This window comes from Bernardetia sp. MNP-M8, assembly GCF_037126285.1.
Lineage (GTDB): Bacteria > Bacteroidota > Bacteroidia > Cytophagales > Bernardetiaceae > Bernardetia.
Genome location: NZ_CP147012.1, coordinates 5,173,476 through 5,193,424, shown reverse-complemented (window position 1 = coordinate 5,193,424; position 19,949 = coordinate 5,173,476). Strand labels below are relative to the sequence as shown.

General features: G+C 31.6%; 15 protein-coding genes and 2 tRNA genes. 15 read left to right on the top strand and 2 right to left on the bottom strand.

Annotated elements, in window-relative coordinates; translation table 11 throughout:
- Nucleotides 1-76: 76 nt before the first annotated feature.
- The 4 genes from V9L04_RS20995 to V9L04_RS20980 all read left to right on the top strand — a co-directional run bounded on the left by V9L04_RS20995 (nucleotide 77) and on the right by V9L04_RS20980 (nucleotide 2,887).
- Complete coding sequence (locus V9L04_RS20995; RefSeq protein ID WP_338791893.1) at nucleotides 77-637, top strand: sugar O-acetyltransferase; 561 nt, start codon at nucleotides 77-79, stop codon at nucleotides 635-637.
- Nucleotides 638-768: 131 nt separating this feature from the next.
- The gene (locus V9L04_RS20990; protein WP_338791892.1) at nucleotides 769-1,116 is read left to right on the top strand and encodes a cyclophilin-like fold protein; all 348 of its coding nucleotides are present in this window, start codon (nucleotides 769-771) and stop codon (nucleotides 1,114-1,116) included.
- A 45-nt stretch (nucleotides 1,117-1,161) separates the two neighbouring features.
- On the top strand, nucleotides 1,162-2,349 hold the full coding sequence (locus tag V9L04_RS20985) for an NAD(P)-dependent alcohol dehydrogenase (RefSeq protein ID WP_338791891.1): 1,188 nt from the start codon (nucleotides 1,162-1,164) through the stop codon (nucleotides 2,347-2,349).
- A 127-nt stretch (nucleotides 2,350-2,476) separates the two neighbouring features.
- Nucleotides 2,477-2,887 (top strand): cupin domain-containing protein, encoded by a 411-nt coding sequence (locus tag V9L04_RS20980; protein WP_338791890.1) that lies wholly within the window; start codon nucleotides 2,477-2,479, stop codon nucleotides 2,885-2,887.
- A 167-nt stretch (nucleotides 2,888-3,054) separates the two neighbouring features.
- Here V9L04_RS20980 and V9L04_RS20975 read toward each other — a convergent pair whose 3' ends face one another.
- Entirely contained in the window at nucleotides 3,055-3,738 is a 684-nt protein-coding gene (locus V9L04_RS20975) for a hypothetical protein (protein WP_338791889.1), read from the bottom strand.
- A gap of 311 nt (nucleotides 3,739-4,049) precedes the next feature.
- Here V9L04_RS20975 and V9L04_RS20970 point away from each other — a divergent pair, with 311 nt between their 5' ends.
- The 9 genes from V9L04_RS20970 (at nucleotide 4,050) to V9L04_RS20930 (ending at nucleotide 17,164) form a co-directional block, all read left to right on the top strand.
- Complete coding sequence (locus V9L04_RS20970; RefSeq protein ID WP_338791888.1) at nucleotides 4,050-5,111, top strand: ArsO family NAD(P)H-dependent flavin-containing monooxygenase; 1,062 nt, start codon at nucleotides 4,050-4,052, stop codon at nucleotides 5,109-5,111.
- Between the two features lie 432 nt (nucleotides 5,112-5,543).
- Entirely contained in the window at nucleotides 5,544-6,659 is a 1,116-nt protein-coding gene (locus V9L04_RS20965) for a VCBS repeat-containing protein (protein ID WP_338791887.1), read from the top strand.
- A gap of 223 nt (nucleotides 6,660-6,882) precedes the next feature.
- Complete coding sequence (locus V9L04_RS20960; RefSeq protein ID WP_338791886.1) at nucleotides 6,883-7,425, top strand: hypothetical protein; 543 nt, start codon at nucleotides 6,883-6,885, stop codon at nucleotides 7,423-7,425.
- Nucleotides 7,426-9,050: 1,625 nt separating this feature from the next.
- Nucleotides 9,051-11,033 (top strand): dehydrogenase E1 component subunit alpha/beta, encoded by a 1,983-nt coding sequence (locus V9L04_RS20955; RefSeq protein ID WP_338794221.1) that lies wholly within the window; start codon nucleotides 9,051-9,053, stop codon nucleotides 11,031-11,033.
- Nucleotides 11,034-11,486: 453 nt separating this feature from the next.
- Nucleotides 11,487-12,155 (top strand): hypothetical protein, encoded by a 669-nt coding sequence (locus V9L04_RS20950; protein ID WP_338791885.1) that lies wholly within the window; start codon nucleotides 11,487-11,489, stop codon nucleotides 12,153-12,155.
- Between the two features lie 408 nt (nucleotides 12,156-12,563).
- Nucleotides 12,564-13,190: a hypothetical protein gene (locus V9L04_RS20945; RefSeq protein WP_338791884.1), complete on the top strand. Its 627-nt coding sequence runs from the start codon at nucleotides 12,564-12,566 to the stop codon at nucleotides 13,188-13,190.
- Nucleotides 13,191-13,350: 160 nt separating this feature from the next.
- Nucleotides 13,351-13,794 (top strand): hypothetical protein, encoded by a 444-nt coding sequence (locus tag V9L04_RS20940; RefSeq protein ID WP_338791883.1) that lies wholly within the window; start codon nucleotides 13,351-13,353, stop codon nucleotides 13,792-13,794.
- 308 nt (nucleotides 13,795-14,102) lie between these two features.
- The gene (locus tag V9L04_RS20935; protein WP_338791882.1) at nucleotides 14,103-15,713 is read left to right on the top strand and encodes a hypothetical protein; all 1,611 of its coding nucleotides are present in this window, start codon (nucleotides 14,103-14,105) and stop codon (nucleotides 15,711-15,713) included.
- Between the two features lie 173 nt (nucleotides 15,714-15,886).
- On the top strand, nucleotides 15,887-17,164 hold the full coding sequence (locus V9L04_RS20930; protein WP_338791881.1) for a THUMP domain-containing protein: 1,278 nt from the start codon (nucleotides 15,887-15,889) through the stop codon (nucleotides 17,162-17,164).
- Between the two features lie 126 nt (nucleotides 17,165-17,290).
- On the opposite strand, the gene V9L04_RS20925 is transcribed toward V9L04_RS20930, so the two are convergent.
- Nucleotides 17,291-19,018, bottom strand: coding sequence for a pyruvate dehydrogenase complex dihydrolipoamide acetyltransferase (locus tag V9L04_RS20925; protein ID WP_338791880.1), 1,728 nt, complete (start codon nucleotides 19,016-19,018; stop codon nucleotides 17,291-17,293).
- Nucleotides 19,019-19,514: 496 nt separating this feature from the next.
- On the opposite strand from V9L04_RS20925, the gene V9L04_RS20920 reads away from it, so the two are divergent.
- A tRNA-Ser gene (locus V9L04_RS20920) sits at nucleotides 19,515-19,599 on the top strand.
- 263 nt (nucleotides 19,600-19,862) lie between these two features.
- Nucleotides 19,863-19,947: transfer RNA gene (locus tag V9L04_RS20915), tRNA-Ser, on the top strand.
- The last annotated feature ends 2 nt before the right edge of the window (nucleotides 19,948-19,949 follow it).

Sequence of the window (19,949 nt, the reverse complement as noted above, 5' to 3'; positions counted from 1 at the left end):
ATACCCGTAGATAGTGTAACAAATGTAATTAATTATTTCCATAAGTTTGTAATCTCAAACAAAAACAACAAACAAGATGAAAGAAACAACGATATTTCAGAGACTATTAAATGGAGAGCCTATTCCATTCAATGACCCAGAATATTTCAAAATTATAGAGGCTTGTGGTCATACACGTCAATTGCTCGTAAAACTGAACAACGAAAGCGATTTAAATAATGTGAGAGCATTTCTAAGCGAAATAACAAGTGCCCAAATAAGTGAAACTACAACCATTTTTCCACCCTTTCAAATCAATTATGGAAAGAACACCAAAATAGGTAAAAACGTATTCATCAATTTTGATTGCACCTTTTTGGATTTAGGTGGAATAAGCATTGAAGATAATGTAATGTTTGCTCCAAAAGTCAGTTTACTTTCTGAAGGACATCCCATTTCAGCTAAAGACAGGCAAACACTAACAACAGGCAAAATTCATATTAAAAGTAATGTTTGGATAGGCGCAAATGCTACCATTTTACAAGGCGTAACAATTGGTGAAAACTCTGTAGTGGCAGCAGGTGCAATAGTTTCTAAAGATGTGCCTAATAACACAGTTGTTGGTGGAATTCCTGCAAAAGTCATTAAAACAATATAAGAATGAACAACATAATAAAAACTATAATATTTCTTTTAACGAGCCTTTTTTGCTTACAATTATTTGCTTGTATACAGGAGAATACTATTCAACCTATTAAAAATCAAAGTGAAACCGAAAATATAGATACGATGAAACTAAAAATTATTATTGGAACATCTTCTTTTTTAGCTACACTCCAAGACAATGCCACAGCAAGAGCTTTTATCGAACGGTTGCCTTTGACTCTCACTATGACGGAGTTGAACAATAACGAAAAATATACTGATTTAGCAGAAAATTTGCCCACTAATGCTTCTAACCCTACAACTATACAAAACGGCGATTTGATGCTGTATGGCTCAAATACTTTGGTACTATTTTATAAAACATTTTCAACTTCATATAACTACACCAAAATCGGAAAAATAAATGACACACAAGGGTTAACTGATGCGTTGGGTTTAGCTACTGTAACTGTAAAATTTGAATTAGAATAAAGAGTGTTATTAATCAATCCATACTCAACTTAAAATAAAGAAACTATGAAAAAGTCAAATACAAATAAATCAAGAAGGGAGTTCATTCAGAAAGTTTCCCTAGCAGCTACAGGAATTGTACTAACAAACCCAATTCAAATTTTTTCACAAACAAATCAAAAACAGTCTATTATGAGTAAGAATATAGCATCAAAAGGATATGCAGGAAAAGATGAAAAAAGAACTTTAGTTTCTTGGAACTTTGAGCGTAGAGCCGTAGGAGAAAACGATATTTTAATTGATATTAAATTTTCAGGAATATGCCATTCTGATATTCATACCATCAAGGGGCATTGGGGAACACAAAAATACCCACAAGTCCCAGGACACGAAATTGCAGGGATTGTCGCAGCAGTCGGAAAAAATGTAACCAAATTTAAAGTGGGTGATAAAGCTGGCGTTGGATGTATGGTAAATAGTTGCATGAAATGTGATAGCTGTAAAAATGGCGAAGAACATCATTGTGAAACTACAGGAATGACGGGAACATATGGATCACCTGAAAAAACATCACCTACAGGAATAACTCAAGGTGGTTATTCAAACAACATTGTGGTTACTGAACATTTTGCGATTAAAATTCCAGAAAGTATCGATTTGAAATTTGCAGCTCCATTGCTTTGTGCTGGTATCACAACCTATTCACCAATGATGAGGGTAAACTTCAAAAAAGGTGATAAAATTGGAGTAGTTGGCATTGGTGGATTGGGACACATGGCAGTAAAGATAGCTGTTTCTAAAGGAGCTGAAGTATATGCCTTCACAACTTCTGCTTCCAAAATTCAAGATATTAAAGGTTTTGGTGCAAAAGAAGTAATAGTTGTGAAATCTTCAGAAGATTTAAAGCCTATGAAAGGTAAGCTAGATTATATGATTTCTACTGTTCCTTATGCTTACGACATGTCACCTTACATTGATTGTGTTAAGCCTTATGGTTCTTTTACCCAAGTAGGACAACCAATTAATGGTCAACTAGAGATTAATAATTTTAATATGATATTTAACCGTGTTAACTTTAATGGGTCTTTAATTGGTGGAATACCCAAAACCCAAGAAGTAATGGACTATTGTGCTAAAAATAAAATTTATCCTCAAATTGAAATCATTAAAGCAAAAGAAATCAATACTGCTTGGGATAAAGTAGTTAATAAAGAAGCACGCTACCGTTATGTAATTGACGCTACCACAATTTAATTAAAAAAAATAATATAATTTACAAAATGTAAAAGCTTAAATGATTATTATAAAACAAATAACTACTTTTTTAATTGCAACAATACTTGTTGCAAGCTGCAATACAAAAATTGAAAAACAAAAAAATATGAAGACAGATAAAACTGAATTGAATGCCATTTTTCCAAAAGGTGAAAAAGGCTCAGAGGAATACTTTACAGGAAATGCTTTTAATATAGGTTTGGTAAATGCGAATTCTATTTACAATACAGCAGTTGGAAACGTTTATTTTGAACCTAGTGCAAGAAGCAATTGGCACTCACACCCATCTGGTCAAATACTGATTATTACAGATGGAGTTGGTTACCACCAAATTGAAGGGCAACCTATCAAAACCATAAAAAAAGGAGATGTTATAAAGTGTCCCCCAAATGTCAGGCACTGGCACGGGGCAAGTCCTGACGAAGGTTTACAACAACTTTACATTGTTCCCAATACAGAAAAGGGTATTGTAGATTGGATGGAGTCAGTAACAGATAGTGTTTATAAGTCTAAATAACCGTCCAATGAATCAGTCTCAAACGATTTACTAAAATTGAAAATTCATATTATTTTCTTTTATCAAAATAGCCTTACGATTAATCTTTGTAATACTAAAGGCTATTTTTTCTTTTATAGTAAACTGAAATACAACTATCTTCAACTTTAAAACGAGGTTGATTCAACTTATTTTGAATCGCTAAATGTTAGTTTAAGTAATTTTATAAATTCTTCTTCGTCTTTTATATTTAGCTTATTTTTCTTTGCATTATTTTCGAAATCATTACCTAAAAGCTTAAAAGCCTTCTTTTTTTGAGAAGGTACTTCTACTATAGGACCATTTTCCTTCAATTGAATAAAGAATGTTTCAACTACATTTCCAAATGAAGCTGGAATGGCTGCTGTGTAACCTCCATCAGTCTCTTGACCTTCATTGTACTTAATAACTTGTTTTTTTATTAAACGCATACCATTACTATTTTCCCATAGTAATAATCCATAACCTAATCCATCTTCAGGAAAGTTTGCTACAACATAAGAATAATCTTTACCCGTCAAATCAATACGATATTTGCTTAGTGGACTCATAGCTTTCAAATTCCCATTTTGATCTTTAAACAGAAGAATCTGTTTATAGGCATCATAACGCACAAATATTACTTCATCTATTTCTGAGCAAGTAGCTTCTTGAAATTCTATAGTTGTATAAGGACTACCTTGCACATCACTATAATTTTTATTACCAGCTTTTTCATTTAGATTATAGGAAAGGCTAAATCTATCATGGGCTTTAACTGTAACACTCTGTGCTTTGACGAAAGTACTAGCTCCTAGAATAAAGAAGATAGCAAATAAAAACTTTTTTTTCATGGTGGTGATTTTTTATGTGAAAAAATATAATATAAGAATGTTTTTTATTTAATATGTGAAAAAAAACACTCTCACAAATTCAATAATCTATTTGTAAGTTTTAAATGTACAAAAAAGAATTTATAATGAAAATTATAGAAGGGTTTTTTATAAAAAATATGGCTTTATCAAGTTTGAGTGTATATAAACTTCTTTTAATTAGTGTCCCACTAAAAATTTATTGATGTACTTTAACTTCATACTTTGTGTTTTTTGCCTCTGGGAACTTCTGGCTATTTTTTTTGTACCTTAGTGAAACTAAAAAAAACACTATGAAAATATATGATGTACTAATAATTGGAGGTGGACAAGCAGGGTTGTCTATAGCCTATTTTTTAAGAAGAAGTAAATTAGACTATTTAATTTTAGATAATCAAGAACAAACAGGAGGTTCTTGGTTACAGACTTGGGATAGTTTAAAATTATTCTCGCCTTCCGAGTTCAGTTCTTTGTCAGGTTGGGGAATGCCCAAAACGGAAGAGGAATATCCTACCAAAACCGAGTTTATAAGTTACTTATCTGCTTATGAAAAACGTTATGATTTTGCAATAGAAAGACAAACTGAAGTTTTGAAAGTGGTAAAAGAAAACGAACTTTTCAAGATAGAAACAAACAAAGATACTTTTTATTCCAAGACTTTAGTAAGTGCAACAGGAACGGCTGGTAATCCATTTATTCCAGAATATCCAAATCAAAATAGTTTTTTGGGAGAGCAAATTCACTCTGTGAATTATAAAAATTCAGGTGATTTAAAAAATAAAAATGTGCTTATTGTTGGAGGTGGAAACTCTGGAGCGCAGGTTTTAGCTGAAGTTTCTAAAGTGGCACATACAAAATGGGTTACTTTAAAAGAACCTCAATTTCTTCCTGATGATATTGATGGTCGTTATCTTTTTAATGAAGCAACCCAAAAATTTTTAGGCAATTCAGATGAAAAATCTACTGGAGGTTTTAGTATTTCTTTGTCCAATATTGTGATGATTGAAAGCGTAAGAGAAGCACGAGATAGAAATGTGTTAAATGCCGTCCGACCTTTCAAAGAATTTTATGAAAATGGAGTTATTTGGGAAGATGGAACAAAAGAAGAGTTTGATGTTGTGATTTGGTGTACAGGTTTTAGGTCTAATTTAAAACACTTAGAATCTTTAAATATTTTTGAAGACAAAAGAATAGAAACAAAAAATACTCGCTCGGTAAAAGAACCTAATTTATGGCTTATTGGCTATGGAAATTGGACAGGGTTTGCTTCTGCAACAATTTATGGTGTTGGCAAAACAGCTCGTCATACTGTAAAAGAAATTATTGAAGTTCTATCAAAGAATGAAAATTTATAAATACACTTATTTTCTCTCCAGTTCTAGCTCAGTTCAAACCGATTTAGAAATATATTAGGCTTCTAGTGTGATTTTGTATTTTTAAATTCATTGTACCAAAATAATCTTAGGATTACTAAAGAACAATTCTAAAAATAATTACATTTGTGATACTTGCCGTTGTTGGTGTCCCACCAACGACCACAGCGACACCAACAATAACAACCAGTTTTTATAAGAAAACCCTTTAAAAATTTATTAATCTTCTATTTTACTGTAAACTTTATGAGTTTTAATTTAGATAAGGAACTAATCAGAATTCTTTATATGCAAATGCAATTTGTCTGATACTTCAAAAGTTTCTTGACAATTTAAAATTCCACTTTTTAATTCTTTTTTACATATTTTTTATTTGTTCAGTTACTTACATCTCTAAAACTGTTATCTACAATTATGAAAAATAAATCAATCCATATACTAGTGCTTGCTTTTTTGGCAATCTCATTCAACGGACTTGCTCAAGATGTCTCATTTTTTAATGGTGACGGATTTTTTTCAATCGGTACACAATCACAGCGAACAGCTTCAATAACTTTGTTTGATATTGACAAGGATGGAGATTTAGATGCACTTGTAGCCAATGGAAGACACTGGGCAGAACAAAATTATATTTACTATAATGACGGACGTGGTGGGTTTAAAGTAGCTCAACCTATTGGAAGGTTTCTTGATGCTTCTTATTCTGTAAAAAGTGCTGATTTCAACAATGATGGATTTATGGATATTGCTGTTGCCAATGATAATGTTGCCAATAAAATATATTTTGGTTCAGCAAATCAAAACTTTGATAAAGAAGCCACATTTGGTTCAATATCTCCCTCAAGAAACCTTGAAGTAGTGGATATTGACAAGGATGGAGATTTTGATCTAATTCTATCAAATAGAAAATCTGAAAATGAAATTTGCCTTAATGATGGAAAAGGGAATTTTGCAAAAATAATAACGTTTGGTGATTCATCTGACCAAACCATCCAAACAAAAATAGTTGATATAAACAAAGACGGATTTTGGGATATTATTACTGCTGAGAGAGGGTCAAAAAACAAAATTTTCCTAAATGATGGGAAACAGAATTTTGCAAAAATAATAGAGTTTGGCACTACTGAAGAGGAAACTCGTTCTATTGATATTGGTGATTTTGATAAAGATGGCTTTTTGGATATTGTAACAGGAAATTTAGGTTTGAAAAATAGTATTTATTTTGGTAATAAAGAGTTAAGTTTTAATAGAGTTTTTGATTTTACACCTGAACATTTGACTTCATCAATTAAAGTAGCTGATTTGAACCAAGATGGATATTTGGATATTGTGGAGGGAAATTCAGAAGAACGAAACTATGTTTATTTAGGACAGAAAGATGGAACATTTATAGAAATTGGTTTGAGAGAAGATTTAAAAGAAGACACTTACAATATTGAAATAGGAGATGTAAATAATGATGGACTTCCAGATATTGTAGAATCAAATTCTGGAACTTGGAATTTGTATTATAGAACAAAAAAAGAATAAGTATTACCATCAAATGGTATAAATAATTACGTCTTAAATTTAATCCTTGCTTTAGCTTACCAATCTAAATTAAAATATGTAGTTGGCTTTTAGCTGTGGTTTTGTATTTCAAAAACTACATTCATTCTATCAAAATAGCCTTTAGTATTACAAAAAGTAATTCTAAGGCTATTTTTGATTAAATTTGTATTTTGAGTTTAATGGCAAAAATAAATTTCTGAAAATGAAAAGTAGTATAGTTTTTATAATGGTTGCTATATTTTTGGTAAGTTGTGAGCAGCGTTCTGAAGAAAGCATAAAAGTAGAAAGCACAACCTTAGACAACGGGAAATACTTAGAAGTAGAGAAGACAGATAAAGAAACTACTCATATAGGTTTGCTTACAAAACATAATTATGGCACAACTCAAAGCTTTAAATATAAAATCAATCTAAAAGAGGATGAAATAATATGGAAGGGTAAAAAAGACCAAGAGCCTAAACATATTATCTTTTGCAAGGATACAATTTATATGCACTATTTTGAAAAACAGTTTATACAAACCCAAACTATAGATACAATTACTCAAGATACACTCTATGGCTCTTATTTTGAAGTAAAAGCATTTTTCTTGAAAAATATAGATAAACGTTATTTTAATGATTTATTGGGAACACAAAATTGGATAGATATTTCTATTCAAGAATACGAAAATATAAAGCAAAAATGTAAAGAATACAAAATACCTAATGACCAAGAATTAAGTATCGGAAAAATAATTCAATAAATTTTAATCTATCTTGATTCGCTTTTAGTGTACTTGAAAGCCAATAGTTTCCTTATTTTTACTTTTTCAAAAAACTATTTTGAGTTACTTCATTAATAATTTCTTGTGTCTTTTTCTACTGATTGCTATTTTCTTGTCTTTGATTATTATTTGATTGCCTTCGATACTCTCAACGGCATTTTTGTAAATAATAAGGAATATTAAAGGTTATCACGGTTAATTTAAGTAATGTTCATTTTTAAAGTGACTATAAACAAATAAAAAGGTTGCTTTCAATTCCGAGTTTACATCAGAATAATAAATTTTGATTGTAATTTTATCGTTGTAATATTCCATCAAAGATAGTATTAAAGCATATTTATCGAAAATCTATCTCCTTCAAAACACTTTTTTCAAAAAAAATCCGTATTTTAGAATATAGACTACAAATTCATTGAAATTTAGAGTGACTTTATACTTAATTTTGTCTATGAATATTGTATCCAAAAAAAATATGTATTGTCAATTTATAAAATTGTCAATTATTTTTCCGTCCTAAGAAACACAAGCAAATAACTCACTTTTCAATAAAACTGACTATGAATCCACTAGAACTAGCACTAAAAGCCGAACAGGAAGCAAAAGCTAAAAAAGAGCAAGAAAAAAAAGATAAAGATAATGATGCAAAGCAAGAAGAGAATCAAAAAGTTGTTGTGAAAAAAGCATTTAGCCCTTTGGATATGGTTTTGGAAGAAGAAGAGCCAAAAGAAGAAGAAATTAAGACAGAAAAAACTACTGTTCAGAAAAAAACATCTAGTCCTTTAGATATGCTTTTTGACGAAAATAAAGTAGAAGAAAATAAAGCAGAAAAAAAGGTGGAAGAAAACAAAGAAAACAAAATCATAGAAACTCACAACACTACTCCTACCAAAAAGGCAAATAATCCTTTGGATATGATTCTTGAAGAAGAAGAGCCAAAAGAAGAAAAACAAGAGGAAATAAAAAACAAGAAAAATTCAAATGATTTTGCTAGTCCTTTAGATAGAAATGATGCTTTTTCAGAAGATGAAATGAATGCTCTTAGAGAAGAGTTGGAAAATCTGCACAAACAAAATGAGCCAAAAGAAGAAAAAATAAAACAAATAAAAGAAGAAATAGAACTAGAAATTGAATTAGAAGATACAGAAACAGACTTTTTCAAAAATATAGAGTTTTCAGAAGATTTGCCAAAGCCAAAAACTCACTTGAATGGATTCGCTAAAAAAGAAAAAAATAATTTGGAAGAAAATAAAGAAAAAGAACGAAGTCCAAAAACTACAAGCGAAACAGAATTAAATGATATATCTTTGTCCTTAGAAGACAAAATCAGTTCTATTCAACAAGAATTAGAAATGGAAACTGAGTTGTTGGAAAATACTTATTTAAAGGATTCAAACCAAGATTCAATAGAAAAGGAAGACATGCAAACGCCACAACACACAACAAACAAAAAAGAAATTGAGGTAGAGTTACTGACAGATTCAGTAAATGATACCAAAGAACAAATCAAAACAGAAGCCATTTTCGAACAAGAAATTGAAGAAGAAAAATCTACTGTTTCTCAAGACGAAAAAACAGAAATCAGAAAATCATATTCAGAAGAAGAAATGATTTTTGATAGAACAGATATTTCTGATGAGCAGCTTATTCATATTTATAAAGCCCTCTTAAAACCTCGTTTGATTGAGGATAGAATGCTAATTGCGCTTCGCCAAGGCAAAATTTCAAAATGGTTTTCAGGGTATGGACAAGAAGCCATTTCTGTAGGGATTGCAGAAGCCATACAAACAGATGAATATTTGTTACCACTTCACAGAAATTTAGGTCTTTTTACGTCTCGTAAAATAGAACTAGAAAAACTTTTTGCTCAGTTTCAAGGAAAAAAAGAAGGTTTTACCAAAGGGAGAGATAGGTCTTTCCATTTTGGAACAAATGAACATCATATTGTCGGAATGATTTCGCATTTAGGTCCTCAATTGACAGTTGCCAATGGAATTGCTTTAGCTGATGTTTTGGAAAACAAAAAGCGTATTACAGTTACTTTTACAGGTGATGGTGGTACTTCGCAAGGAGATTTTCATGAAGCTCTAAATGTAGCAGCCGTTTGGGATTTGCCTACCATTTTTGTTGTAGAGAATAATGGGTATGGACTCTCTACACCAAGTCATGAGCAGTTTCGTTGTAAGCAATTTATCGATAAAGGAATTGGGTATGGAATGAAAGCTGTTCAGGTAGATGGAAATAATATTTTAGAAGTTTATTCAACAGTAAGGGCATTAGCTAAAGAGATGCGTGAAAATCCACATCCAGTTTTATTAGAAATGATAACTTTCCGTATGCGTGGACACGAAGAAGCATCAGGAACAAAATATGTTCCTAAAGAACTTTTTGAAGTTTGGGAGAAAAAAGACCCAGTTACCAATTATGAAAAATTCTTAGTAGAAAATAATATTCTGACAGAAGAAAATACAAAAGAAATAAGAGAAGAATTTTTTGAAAATATAAAAAATGCATTAGATACAGCCTTAGAATTGCCTAAAGTTGTTCCAAATACTGAAGATGAAGTAGCAGATATGTATGCACCTCACGAACAGGAACTTATTGCACCAATCAGTAGTAGCCAAACTCAAAAACGCTTAATCGATGCTATTTCGGATTCATTGCGTCAGAGTATGGAACGCTATCCAAAAATGACAATTATGGGGCAAGATGTAGCTGATTATGGAGGAGTTTTCAAAATTACAGATGGTTTTGTTGAGCAGTTTGGAAAGCAACGTGTCAGAAATACACCTCTTTGTGAGTCTGCTATTGTAGGAGCAAGTTTGGGACTTTCTATTCGTGGTTGGAAAGCCGTCATGGAAATGCAGTTTGCCGATTTTGTTACCTGTGGATTCAATCAAATCATTAATAATTTAGCTAAATCGCATTATCGTTGGGGGCAAAATGCTGATGTTGTAGTTCGTATGCCAACAGGTGCAGGTGTGGCAGCGGGTCCTTTTCATTCCCAATCAAATGAAGCGTGGTTTGCTCATACCCCAGGATTAAAGGTAGTTTATCCATCTTCTCCTTATGATGCGAAAGGACTTCTGAATGCTTCTATTGAAGATCCAAACCCAGTTATTTTCTTCGAACATAAAGCTCTTTATCGTGCTATTTCGGAAGATATTTATGATGATTATTATACTCTTCCAATTGGAAAAGCTGCTCTAGTTTCAGAAGGCGAAGATGTAAGTATCATTACCTACGGAATGGGAGTTCATTGGGCTAGAAAAGCAGCCGAAGAGCTAGGTGATAGTTATTCTTTAGAAATTTTAGATTTAAGAACATTACTTCCTTGGGATAAAGAAGCTGTTTCAGAAACGGTTAAGAAAACAGGAAAAGTAATTATTCTACACGAAGACTGCCTAACAGGTGGAATTGGTGGCGAAATTTCAGCTTGGATTGCGGAACATCACTTTACAAACCTTGATGCACCAATTATGCGTGAAGGAAGTTTGGATACAGCCGTTCCATTTAGTGCAGAATTAGAGAAAAATTTCTTGCCGTATGAGCGTTTTGTTGAGAAATTAAAGAAATTGGTGCAATATTAAAAAGCCTTAAAAATTCAGTTTTCTAAGATTTTTTTTAATTGTTTCAAAAGCATTTGTTCAACAGAAATTGAAAATCATTTTGGTTGGATGAAAAAAGTGTAATTTGTATAATAAACGCATTGAATTAAATTTTAATGCGTTTATTTATTTTCTAAAAATTATTTATCTTTGAAGAAGTAACATTCGTCTATTTCTTTATTTGGAGGGATATACGAAAGTTTTTTTTAATAATTGAACGCAGTTGCGTTTATATACAAGTTACCAGTAATCGCAGAAAAACGTAGAGCAAGAATAGTCTGAAGAATTGTTATTTGTTCTAACAAATAGTAACTGTTCAGACCAAAAAGACAACTGTTTTTTTCAAAAAAACGTGGTTTTGACTAAAGGCTTTTTCAAAACAAGCAGTTTCTAAAACCATTATCTGTTCTAAAAAACTGTTACCAGTAATTAAAAATGAGGAAGATTTTTAACGAAATAGAAAAATTTAAGAAATGGGCAGACGCTTATTCTGACATTCCTCAGGACGAACGTGGTGGAGAATGGGAATGTGACTATTCTGACTGGACAATTATCTGGACTGAATTTGAGACTTTTTTGAATGACAGTCATTATTCGAATTGGACTGATGAAGACATTAATAATATTCTTTACATAATTGCAAGAGACAATGAGTGCAATTCTATAGTCGAGCTAATTTCTGAACAACCAGCAACATTTGAATTTATTGCTAAAAAAGGCTTGGGCTTTAATAGCAATGATGCTAAATGGCAAATTGTAGAATTGCTTTATAAACTTGATGACCAAATAAAGGCAGAATCATTGACGGAAAAGTACCTGTTGCAGAATATCGAATATGTTTCAAGAATGGCAATTAAGACATTGGGGAAATTAAAATCACGATTGACAGAAGAGTATTGCGAAAAAGCTTGGGATTGGAAAAAAAGTGACCCAATGAGTGAATATCAAAGAATGATGGCTCTTACAGTTCTATTTGAATTTGGTTCTGATTTAACAATGAAATACATCGATTTAGCCAAAGAAGACGGACGGGAATATTTAGTAAGTCAAGCAATTAACATAGAAAATGAAATAAAAGCTGGTAACAATGTGTATAATTCATAAGGGCTTAGAAGGTTTTTGAATATTATATCCTGCATCAACTTTGTGTGGTAAATTAATAGGTTTGAGTTCTACAATCCATTACGAAATCATACATTCAACGCTATTGTTCAAACCAAAATAGAACAACTATTTTATTCGTAGAACTGTAATTTTGTCCACAGGCTTTTTAAGTACAAGCCGTTTTTGCGTCAGAACAGAGAGAGTTAACAGAGAAAAATCGTACTTTTGCCTTAGAACAAACGTTTTAGAACTAAAAAGCGAATGCTGGTAACATTGGCTTAGCAAAAATGGGCTTAACGTTTTGACACAGACATTTGAACATAAAATAAACTTTTTGAGGTTTAGCGAGGGAAAGAGCTAAGAAATCCCACTTTCGCCAAGCCATACCGTTGTAGGTAATGTAAGATGATGAAGACACCAAAAGAAATATATAAAAAATACTTCATTGATAATAATCTTGAGAGATTAGAATTGTTTAATGTAGTAACCAATGAATATCGAACTAAAAAGGCTTTGTATCCGGGTAGCTTTGTACATATAGCTGCTTCATTTTCTATTCCTGAAGTAGTGTATGTTGATACTGATAAACAAGCCATAAGATTCTTCAGAGAAAAAGAAGTCGTGAGAGAAATCATTAACACACGCAAGACCTATTCTATAGAACCAATTTTTGGGTTTATTGGAGCGAATTATATTGAACCGCTTGATTTGAAAAAAGAATCCTTTGACTTGTTGATTTCCCAATATTCAGGAATTATTTCTCGATACTGCAAAAACTACTTGAAAATAGGTGGAATACTTCTCACAAATAATAGTCATGCAGACGCTGGAGTAGCACATCTTGATAAGGACTATGAACTTATAGCCGTTATGAATGAAGAGAATGGCGAAATAAGAATTTCTGATAAAGACTTAGATGAATACTTTATACCAAAAGGAAAAATTAATCCAACTATTGAAGGTCTTATTGAATCTGGAAAAGGAATAAAGTATACTAGGATTGCAGATAATTATATTTTTAAACGAGTGAAATGAAAAACACTACCTACAACAATGGCTATAAACAATTGGGGCGAATGTGATAAAACGAAATTATAAACATAAAATAAAGGTCGGTGCCAAACCGAATAGTTAGGGCGTAAAATCCCCAACTGTTCATAGCCCAAACCGTTAGTGGCAACCTTAAAAAACAACAGTGAAAGTTCCAATATCCAAACAATTAACAGATATATTAATCTTACCTTGTATAGCTATTACGGGAGCAGGACTTTATGGCTTTTATTTAACAGAACAACAAAGGTTTGACAAAAATGTGGTGCTTATTATTATATTTGGCATTCCGACACTTTTATTTTGTTGGTTTCTTCTTGACAAAAAAATTGAATTTAAAGACAACGAAAAAGTTCGTAAAACAGACAGATTATTAAAGCTTCCATTTTCGTCGCTTTCCACAATCTTTATTTTTGTTATTTCATTACTGTACTTAGTAGGTGGGCTTGCAACAATTTTTGGTGACAAAAATGTTTCTAGTGGACTTCCAATGTTATCAATAAGTCTGTTAATCATAATTCTGACAATTATTGCCTTTGAACATCCTAAAATTTGGTTCCCCCGTTCGGCTGAGTCTTCCGAAGACTAGAAATAACAACAAGTGTTGGGCGTTGTCTTTAGCGAAGCGATGACTATGACCTATCAGCATGGCAAATCTAAGATTTGCCATGCTGATAGGTCATAGTTACAAACTAAGCCCAACAACGAAAAATTTCTTACCGTATGAACGTTTTGTAGAGAAATTGAAAAAATTGATGCAATATTAAAATTAGTACTTTTAAATAAAAAAATGTCTTATAAATTTATTTTTGAGGTATTTTTTTTGTTTTTATAAATCAAAATTATTTATTTTTGCATTTATTTTTAAATATTAGTATCTAATTTAATCTACTTCAAATGAAATCATTCTCATTCATTTTATTTTTCATTGTTTTTCTATCCTACTTTTCAGTTTCGCATTCTACTTTCGGACAAATCAATAATAATCCGTATGCAAGTGTGCAAATGGGAAAAGAATATTCTATTTCTCGTAGAGGGGAAATAGGTTCGATTATAGGTTATGATAAAACGGGATTCTATTTGCTAAAATTTGAAACAAAAAGTCTTTTTAGAACTGACAATTATCTTGAACATTATGATATTAATCTCAATCAAATTAAGTCTGAAAAATTAGAATTAGAAGACGATTATACATTGGTTAGGATTAGTCAATTGAATGGAAATTTATATCTATTCTCACAGCTTCTAGATAAAAAAACAAAAGAAAAAACGCTTTTTGTTCAACAAATAGACAGTAAAAGTTTGAAATTTAAAGGGCAAAAAAAGCAAATTGCTCAAATTTCTTTTGAAGGAAATAGAAGTCGAAATAGTGGTTCGTTTAGTTTTTCAGTAGCTAGAGATACCTCCAAAATATTGGTTTATTATCAACTTCCTTATGAGAAAAAAGAAAATGAAAAGTTTGGTTTTCATGTATTTGATAATGATATGAATCTACTTTGGTCAAAAAATGTTATACTTCCTTACGAAGATAAGCTATTGGGAGTAACAGATTATAAGATTGACAAAAAAGGAAATGTACATCTTTTGAGTATTCTTTATAAAGAAAAAGCTAGAACAAAACGAGCAGGAAAGCCAAATTATTCGTATAAAATTTTGAGCTATACAGACGAAGGAAAAACATTAAAAGAATATGATGTAGTTGTAAAAGATAAGTTTTTGACTGATATGCAACTTGCTATTGCTGATAATTCTAATTTAATTTGTGCTGGTTTTTATTCTAATGTAGGAACTTTCAGTATTGAGGGAAGTTATTTTCTAACAATAGATAGTGAAAGCAAACAAATCAAAACAAAGAGTTTTAAAGAGTTTGGGCTTGACTTTATCACTCAAGATATGAGCGAAAAACAAAAGAAGAAAACAAAGAAAAAAGCAGACAAAGGAAAAGATGTCGAACTCTATGAATATGATTTGAATAACATTATCCTGAAAGAGGATGGAGGAGCTGTACTTGTAGGAGAGCAATTTTATATTCGTGAATCTACCATCCGAACTACTGGCGCAAATGGACAGGTAAGCTCTAGAACTAATTATTACTACAATTATCACGATATTATTGTTATCAGTATTTCGCCTGCTGGAGAAATAGACTGGGCGCACAAAGTTCCTAAAAGACAAACAACAGTAAATGATGGAGGATATTATTCTTCTTATACATTAGCTATTGTAGGAGACAAACTTCATTTTGTTTTTAATGATAACGCTAGAAATATTTATGACAAAAGCCTCAAAGAAGGCAAAGTATATTCGTTTAGTTATAAAAATCTTGCTGTAGCTCTAAATACAGTAGATAGTAATGGAAAACAAAATCGAATAAGTTTATTAAATACACCTAAAAAAGAAGAAATTGTACGTCCAAAAGTGTCTGTACAGGTTTCAAAAAATGAAATGATTTTGTTTGCCAAACGAAAAAAGAAATATCAGTTTATCAGAATTACTTTTAAAGATTAATCTTTCAATATTTCATAAAAGTAAAAACGCCTTAGAAAGCAAGTTTTTAGGGCGTTTTTTAGTTCCGTTCAAAAAAAGACTTTATCTTTGAATTTTATTTATTAAAATGATTTGCTAAATATCGCTTTTTCGCCGTTGTTGGTGTCCTAACCAATGACATAAAATATAAAAAAATGCTCAACGAAACCTTCCAAATGACAGCCCAAACTATGTTTGGATTAGATGAAATTTTATTTCAAGAAATAAAAGATTTAGGTGCAAAAAATGTCCAATTAAATAATCGTGCTGTAAGTTTTGAAGGCGATTTGAGAATGATGTATAAGGCAAATTTGTGTCTCAGAACTGCTCTGCGTGTACTTGTGCCGATTGCAGAGTTTGAAGTCAAAGACGAACATGATTTATATGACAAAGTAAAAAATATAGACTGGGAAAAGTATTTGTCTATCGAAGAAACGTTGGCTATTAATTGTACACTCAGTACAAATATATTTACGCACTCTCGCTATATCGAACAAAAAACAAAAGATGCTATTGTAGATAAATTTAGAGAAAAATATGACAAACGTCCCTCTGTGGATATTATGAATCCTGATTTGAGAATTCAGGTCTATATCAAAAATAATGTCTGTATGGTAATGCTCAATAGCTCTGGCGACCCACTTTATAAGCGTGGTTATAGAGACAAAACTAATCTTGCCCCAATGAATGAAGTTTTGGCAGCAGGACTTATTATGCTTTCCAAATGGGATAAAAAAAGTGATTTTGTAGATCCTATGTGTGGTTCGGCAACGCTTTCTATTGAAGCTGCGTTAATGGCAGCCAATATTCCAGCAGGTTCTTTCCGTCCTCTTTTTGGGTTTGAGAAATGGTCAAATTTTGATGCTGATTTGTGGGAAGAAGTTTTTGATGAGGAAATGGAAAAAATAAATACAGAGAATATGCCTTATATTTTGGCAGGAGAAATTTCAAAAAATGTAGCTCGTAAAGCTGCTGCAAACATTGCTGAAGCCAATCTAAAAAAATATATTCATCTAAAAGATATTGCTTTTCAAGATTTAATGCCACCACCAATAGAAGAGAAAGAAGAAACAATTAAAACGGAAGAAGAAAAACAAGAAGAAGAAAAGGAACAAGGAAAATCGTGGTTTAAAAGACGAAAAGCAGATAAAGGTGTAATCATCATAAACCCTCCTTATGGAGAACGAATGGACAAAGATGAAGATATAAATGCTTTTTATGCCGAAATTGGAGATACCCTAAAACAAAACTGGGCAGGTTATACAGCGTGGATTATTACTTCAAATATGGATGCTGCAAAACATATTGGTCTTTCATCCAAACCAAAATTAAAAATGTTTAATGGCTCATTAGAATGCCGTTTTATGCGTTTTGAAATTTATGAAGGAAGTGTAAAAAATGATAAACGAGAATTTTATAAAGATAAAAAATAATCATATCAATTTGATAGAATTATTAGAGATAAAATAATATTCAACTACAAAAAAAGCCTTTACAAAAATCTGTAAAGGCTTTTCTATTATTTTTTCATTTTTGATGAAGAATAATTTTTCAAAACATTATACTAACATTTTCAAAGGATTTTCCATAAATTCCTTTAGGGTTTGTAAAAATGCTGCACCAACTGCACCATCTACAACTCTATGATCACAAGAAAGTGTCATCTTCATGATATTTCCAACTACAATTTCACCATCTTTAACAATAGGTTGTTGAGTAATTGCACCGACAGCCAAAATACACGCATTTGGCGCATTGATGATAGCTGTAAATTCTTCAATTCCAAACATTCCCAAATTAGAAATTGTAAATGTACTTCCTTCCCAATCTGAAGGTTGTAATTTTTTGTCTTTTGCTTTTCCTGCAAAATCTTTTACTTCTGTATTGATTTGAGAAAGTGTTTTCATTTCTGCAAAACGAACCACAGGAACTAACAAACCTTCATCTACTGCCACAGCAACGCCCATATGAACATTATCATAATAACGAATTGTATCACCTTGCCAAGAGGCATTGATAGCTGGATGTTTTTTGAGTGCTAAGGCTGTTGATTTGATAACAATATCATTAAACGAAATTTTTGTATCAGAAAGCCCATTCAACATTTTGCGTGTTTCGATGGCTTTATCCATATTTACAGCAATAGTCAGATAAAAATGAGGAGCTGTAAATTTACTAGCCGAAAGACTCTTTGCAATTGCTTTACGCATTTGTGAAACTTTCTCGTCTTGTGTGCCTTCTTGTGCAAAAGCTGGAGCTGCTTTTTGAGCTTGTTGTCCATTAGATTGACTAGACTGCGTTTCAGAAACTTGTTTTGTTTCTGTTTTTGTAGCTTTTTGAGGAGTAAAGTTTTCTATATCTTTTTTGGTAATTCTGCCATTTTCTCCACTTCCTTCTATTTGGTTAATATCATATCCATTTTCTTCTGCCATTTTTTTAGCTAAAGGAGAAATAAAGATACGTCCTTCTGAACTTCCATTTGAAGAATTATTATTAGCAGAAGACATAGAAGTCGATTTTTCTTCTTCTTTTGTTTCTGCTTTTTCTTCTTCTTTTTCATTATTAGAATCCGAACTACTTGATCCACTTTCAGCATCTAAAAGTGCTTGGTAATCTGCTCCTTTTTCTCCAATAACGGCAATAGGTGCATCAATTGGTACGCTATCACCTTCTTCTGCTGCTAAATAAAGAACTTCACCATCATCATAAATATCAAAGTCCATGGTTGCTTTATCTGTTTCTACTTCAGCTATAACATCACCCGATTTGAGTTTGTCGCCTACTTTTACAAGCCAAGAAGCCAACACACCTTCTTCCATGGTGTCTGTCATTTTTCGCATGCGAAGTACAACAGCTTTAATAGAAGAAGTATCTACTTTTTTAGTAGTAGATTTTTGTTGTTTTGGTTGTTCTACTTCTTTTTTAGATTCGGATTGTTTTGCTTCCTGTTTTGGCTCTTCTTTCGTTTCTTCTTTTTTAGATTCAGAAGAATCGTTTTTATTTTCTCCACTTTGTCCAAACTTTGCTTTTAAGTCTGAAATGTCTTCTCCTTTTTTGCCTAAAATCAAAACGGGGGCATTTACAGGAACACCATCGCCTTCATTTACGCCAATATATAAAACTTCACCATCGACGAAGCTTTCCCATTCCATCGTTGCTTTATCAGTTTCAATTTCTGCCAAAAGGTCGCCTGACTTTATTGTGTCGCCTTCTTTTACGAGTATGCTTGCTACAACGCCTTCTTCCATCGTATCGGTAAGGCGTGGCATAATAAGGATTTCAGCCATAAGAACGTATTATTTTATGTGGTTTGCTTTTGTGTTTTTATTTTTAACTTGCGTAATTTATAAATTACTAAAATTTCTTTAGAATGGAATTCAAAATAAGTTTTGTCTTCTAAACATAATCTAACTAAAAGATGACTTGTTTAGATGAAATAGAAATGAGAATTGAATTCTTGTACTTCAAAGATAAGAATTTAATCTGTGAAGGCAATTTTAGGATAAATTTAATTAATGATTTTTTAATAAAGAAAGGTTTTATAATAGTCGAATATCAAGAAAGCAGAAGCATATTTAAAAAAAGATATTTTTTTAAGAAAAAAAATAAATAAGTAACCTGCTGAAAGTCAATTGATTTTATTTAAAAAAGAGAAAGGAGACGAACTTTTTTTTAAAAACTTTAGTTACTGTGTTGTATAATAAAAAAAAGCGTGCTACATTTGTATCGTCTTAAGGGCAACACCACAAGAGTTTTATATTAATTTGTAAGACTTCTTCATTTAGAGAAATGGCAGAGTGGTCGAATGCGGTGGTCTTGAAAACCATTGTACCGTGAGGTACCGGGGGTTCGAATCCCTCTTTCTCTGCAAGTGTTAAAGCTGTTTTTATATTAATTTATAAAAACAGCTTTTTTTATGTTTATAGTTTGATAATTACAGACAGAATGTAAAAAGTAAATTGTTGTTCTGTATCACAACATGGATACAAATTTAGAGAGCAATAAAAATGAAAAAAAACACCAAACACAGAAAAAAATAGTTGCATAATAAAAAAAAGTGTTGTACATTTGTATCCTCATTGAGAGAAACACCACAAGAGTTTTATATTAATTTGTAATACTTCTTCATTTAGAGAAATGGCAGAGTGGTCGAATGCGGTGGTCTTGAAAACCATTGTACCGTGAGGTACCGGGGGTTCGAATCCCTCTTTCTCTGCA

Coding starts and splice junctions, on each gene's coding strand:
- V9L04_RS20945 (WP_338791884.1), top strand. CDS start 12,564: ATGAAGACACCAAAAGAAATATATAAAAAATACTTCATTGATAATAAT.
- V9L04_RS20970 (WP_338791888.1), top strand. CDS start 4,050: ATGAAAATATATGATGTACTAATAATTGGAGGTGGACAAGCAGGGTTG.
- V9L04_RS20995 (WP_338791893.1), top strand. CDS start 77: ATGAAAGAAACAACGATATTTCAGAGACTATTAAATGGAGAGCCTATT.
- V9L04_RS20950 (WP_338791885.1), top strand. CDS start 11,487: ATGAGGAAGATTTTTAACGAAATAGAAAAATTTAAGAAATGGGCAGAC.
- V9L04_RS20925 (WP_338791880.1), bottom strand. CDS start 19,018: ATGGCTGAAATCCTTATTATGCCACGCCTTACCGATACGATGGAAGAA.
- V9L04_RS20935 (WP_338791882.1), top strand. CDS start 14,103: ATGAAATCATTCTCATTCATTTTATTTTTCATTGTTTTTCTATCCTAC.
- V9L04_RS20955 (WP_338794221.1), top strand. CDS start 9,051: ATGATTTTTGATAGAACAGATATTTCTGATGAGCAGCTTATTCATATT.
- V9L04_RS20985 (WP_338791891.1), top strand. CDS start 1,162: ATGAAAAAGTCAAATACAAATAAATCAAGAAGGGAGTTCATTCAGAAA.
- V9L04_RS20930 (WP_338791881.1), top strand. CDS start 15,887: ATGCTCAACGAAACCTTCCAAATGACAGCCCAAACTATGTTTGGATTA.
- V9L04_RS20990 (WP_338791892.1), top strand. CDS start 769: ATGAAACTAAAAATTATTATTGGAACATCTTCTTTTTTAGCTACACTC.
- V9L04_RS20960 (WP_338791886.1), top strand. CDS start 6,883: ATGAAAAGTAGTATAGTTTTTATAATGGTTGCTATATTTTTGGTAAGT.
- V9L04_RS20975 (WP_338791889.1), bottom strand. CDS start 3,738: ATGAAAAAAAAGTTTTTATTTGCTATCTTCTTTATTCTAGGAGCTAGT.
- V9L04_RS20965 (WP_338791887.1), top strand. CDS start 5,544: ATGAAAAATAAATCAATCCATATACTAGTGCTTGCTTTTTTGGCAATC.
- V9L04_RS20980 (WP_338791890.1), top strand. CDS start 2,477: ATGAAGACAGATAAAACTGAATTGAATGCCATTTTTCCAAAAGGTGAA.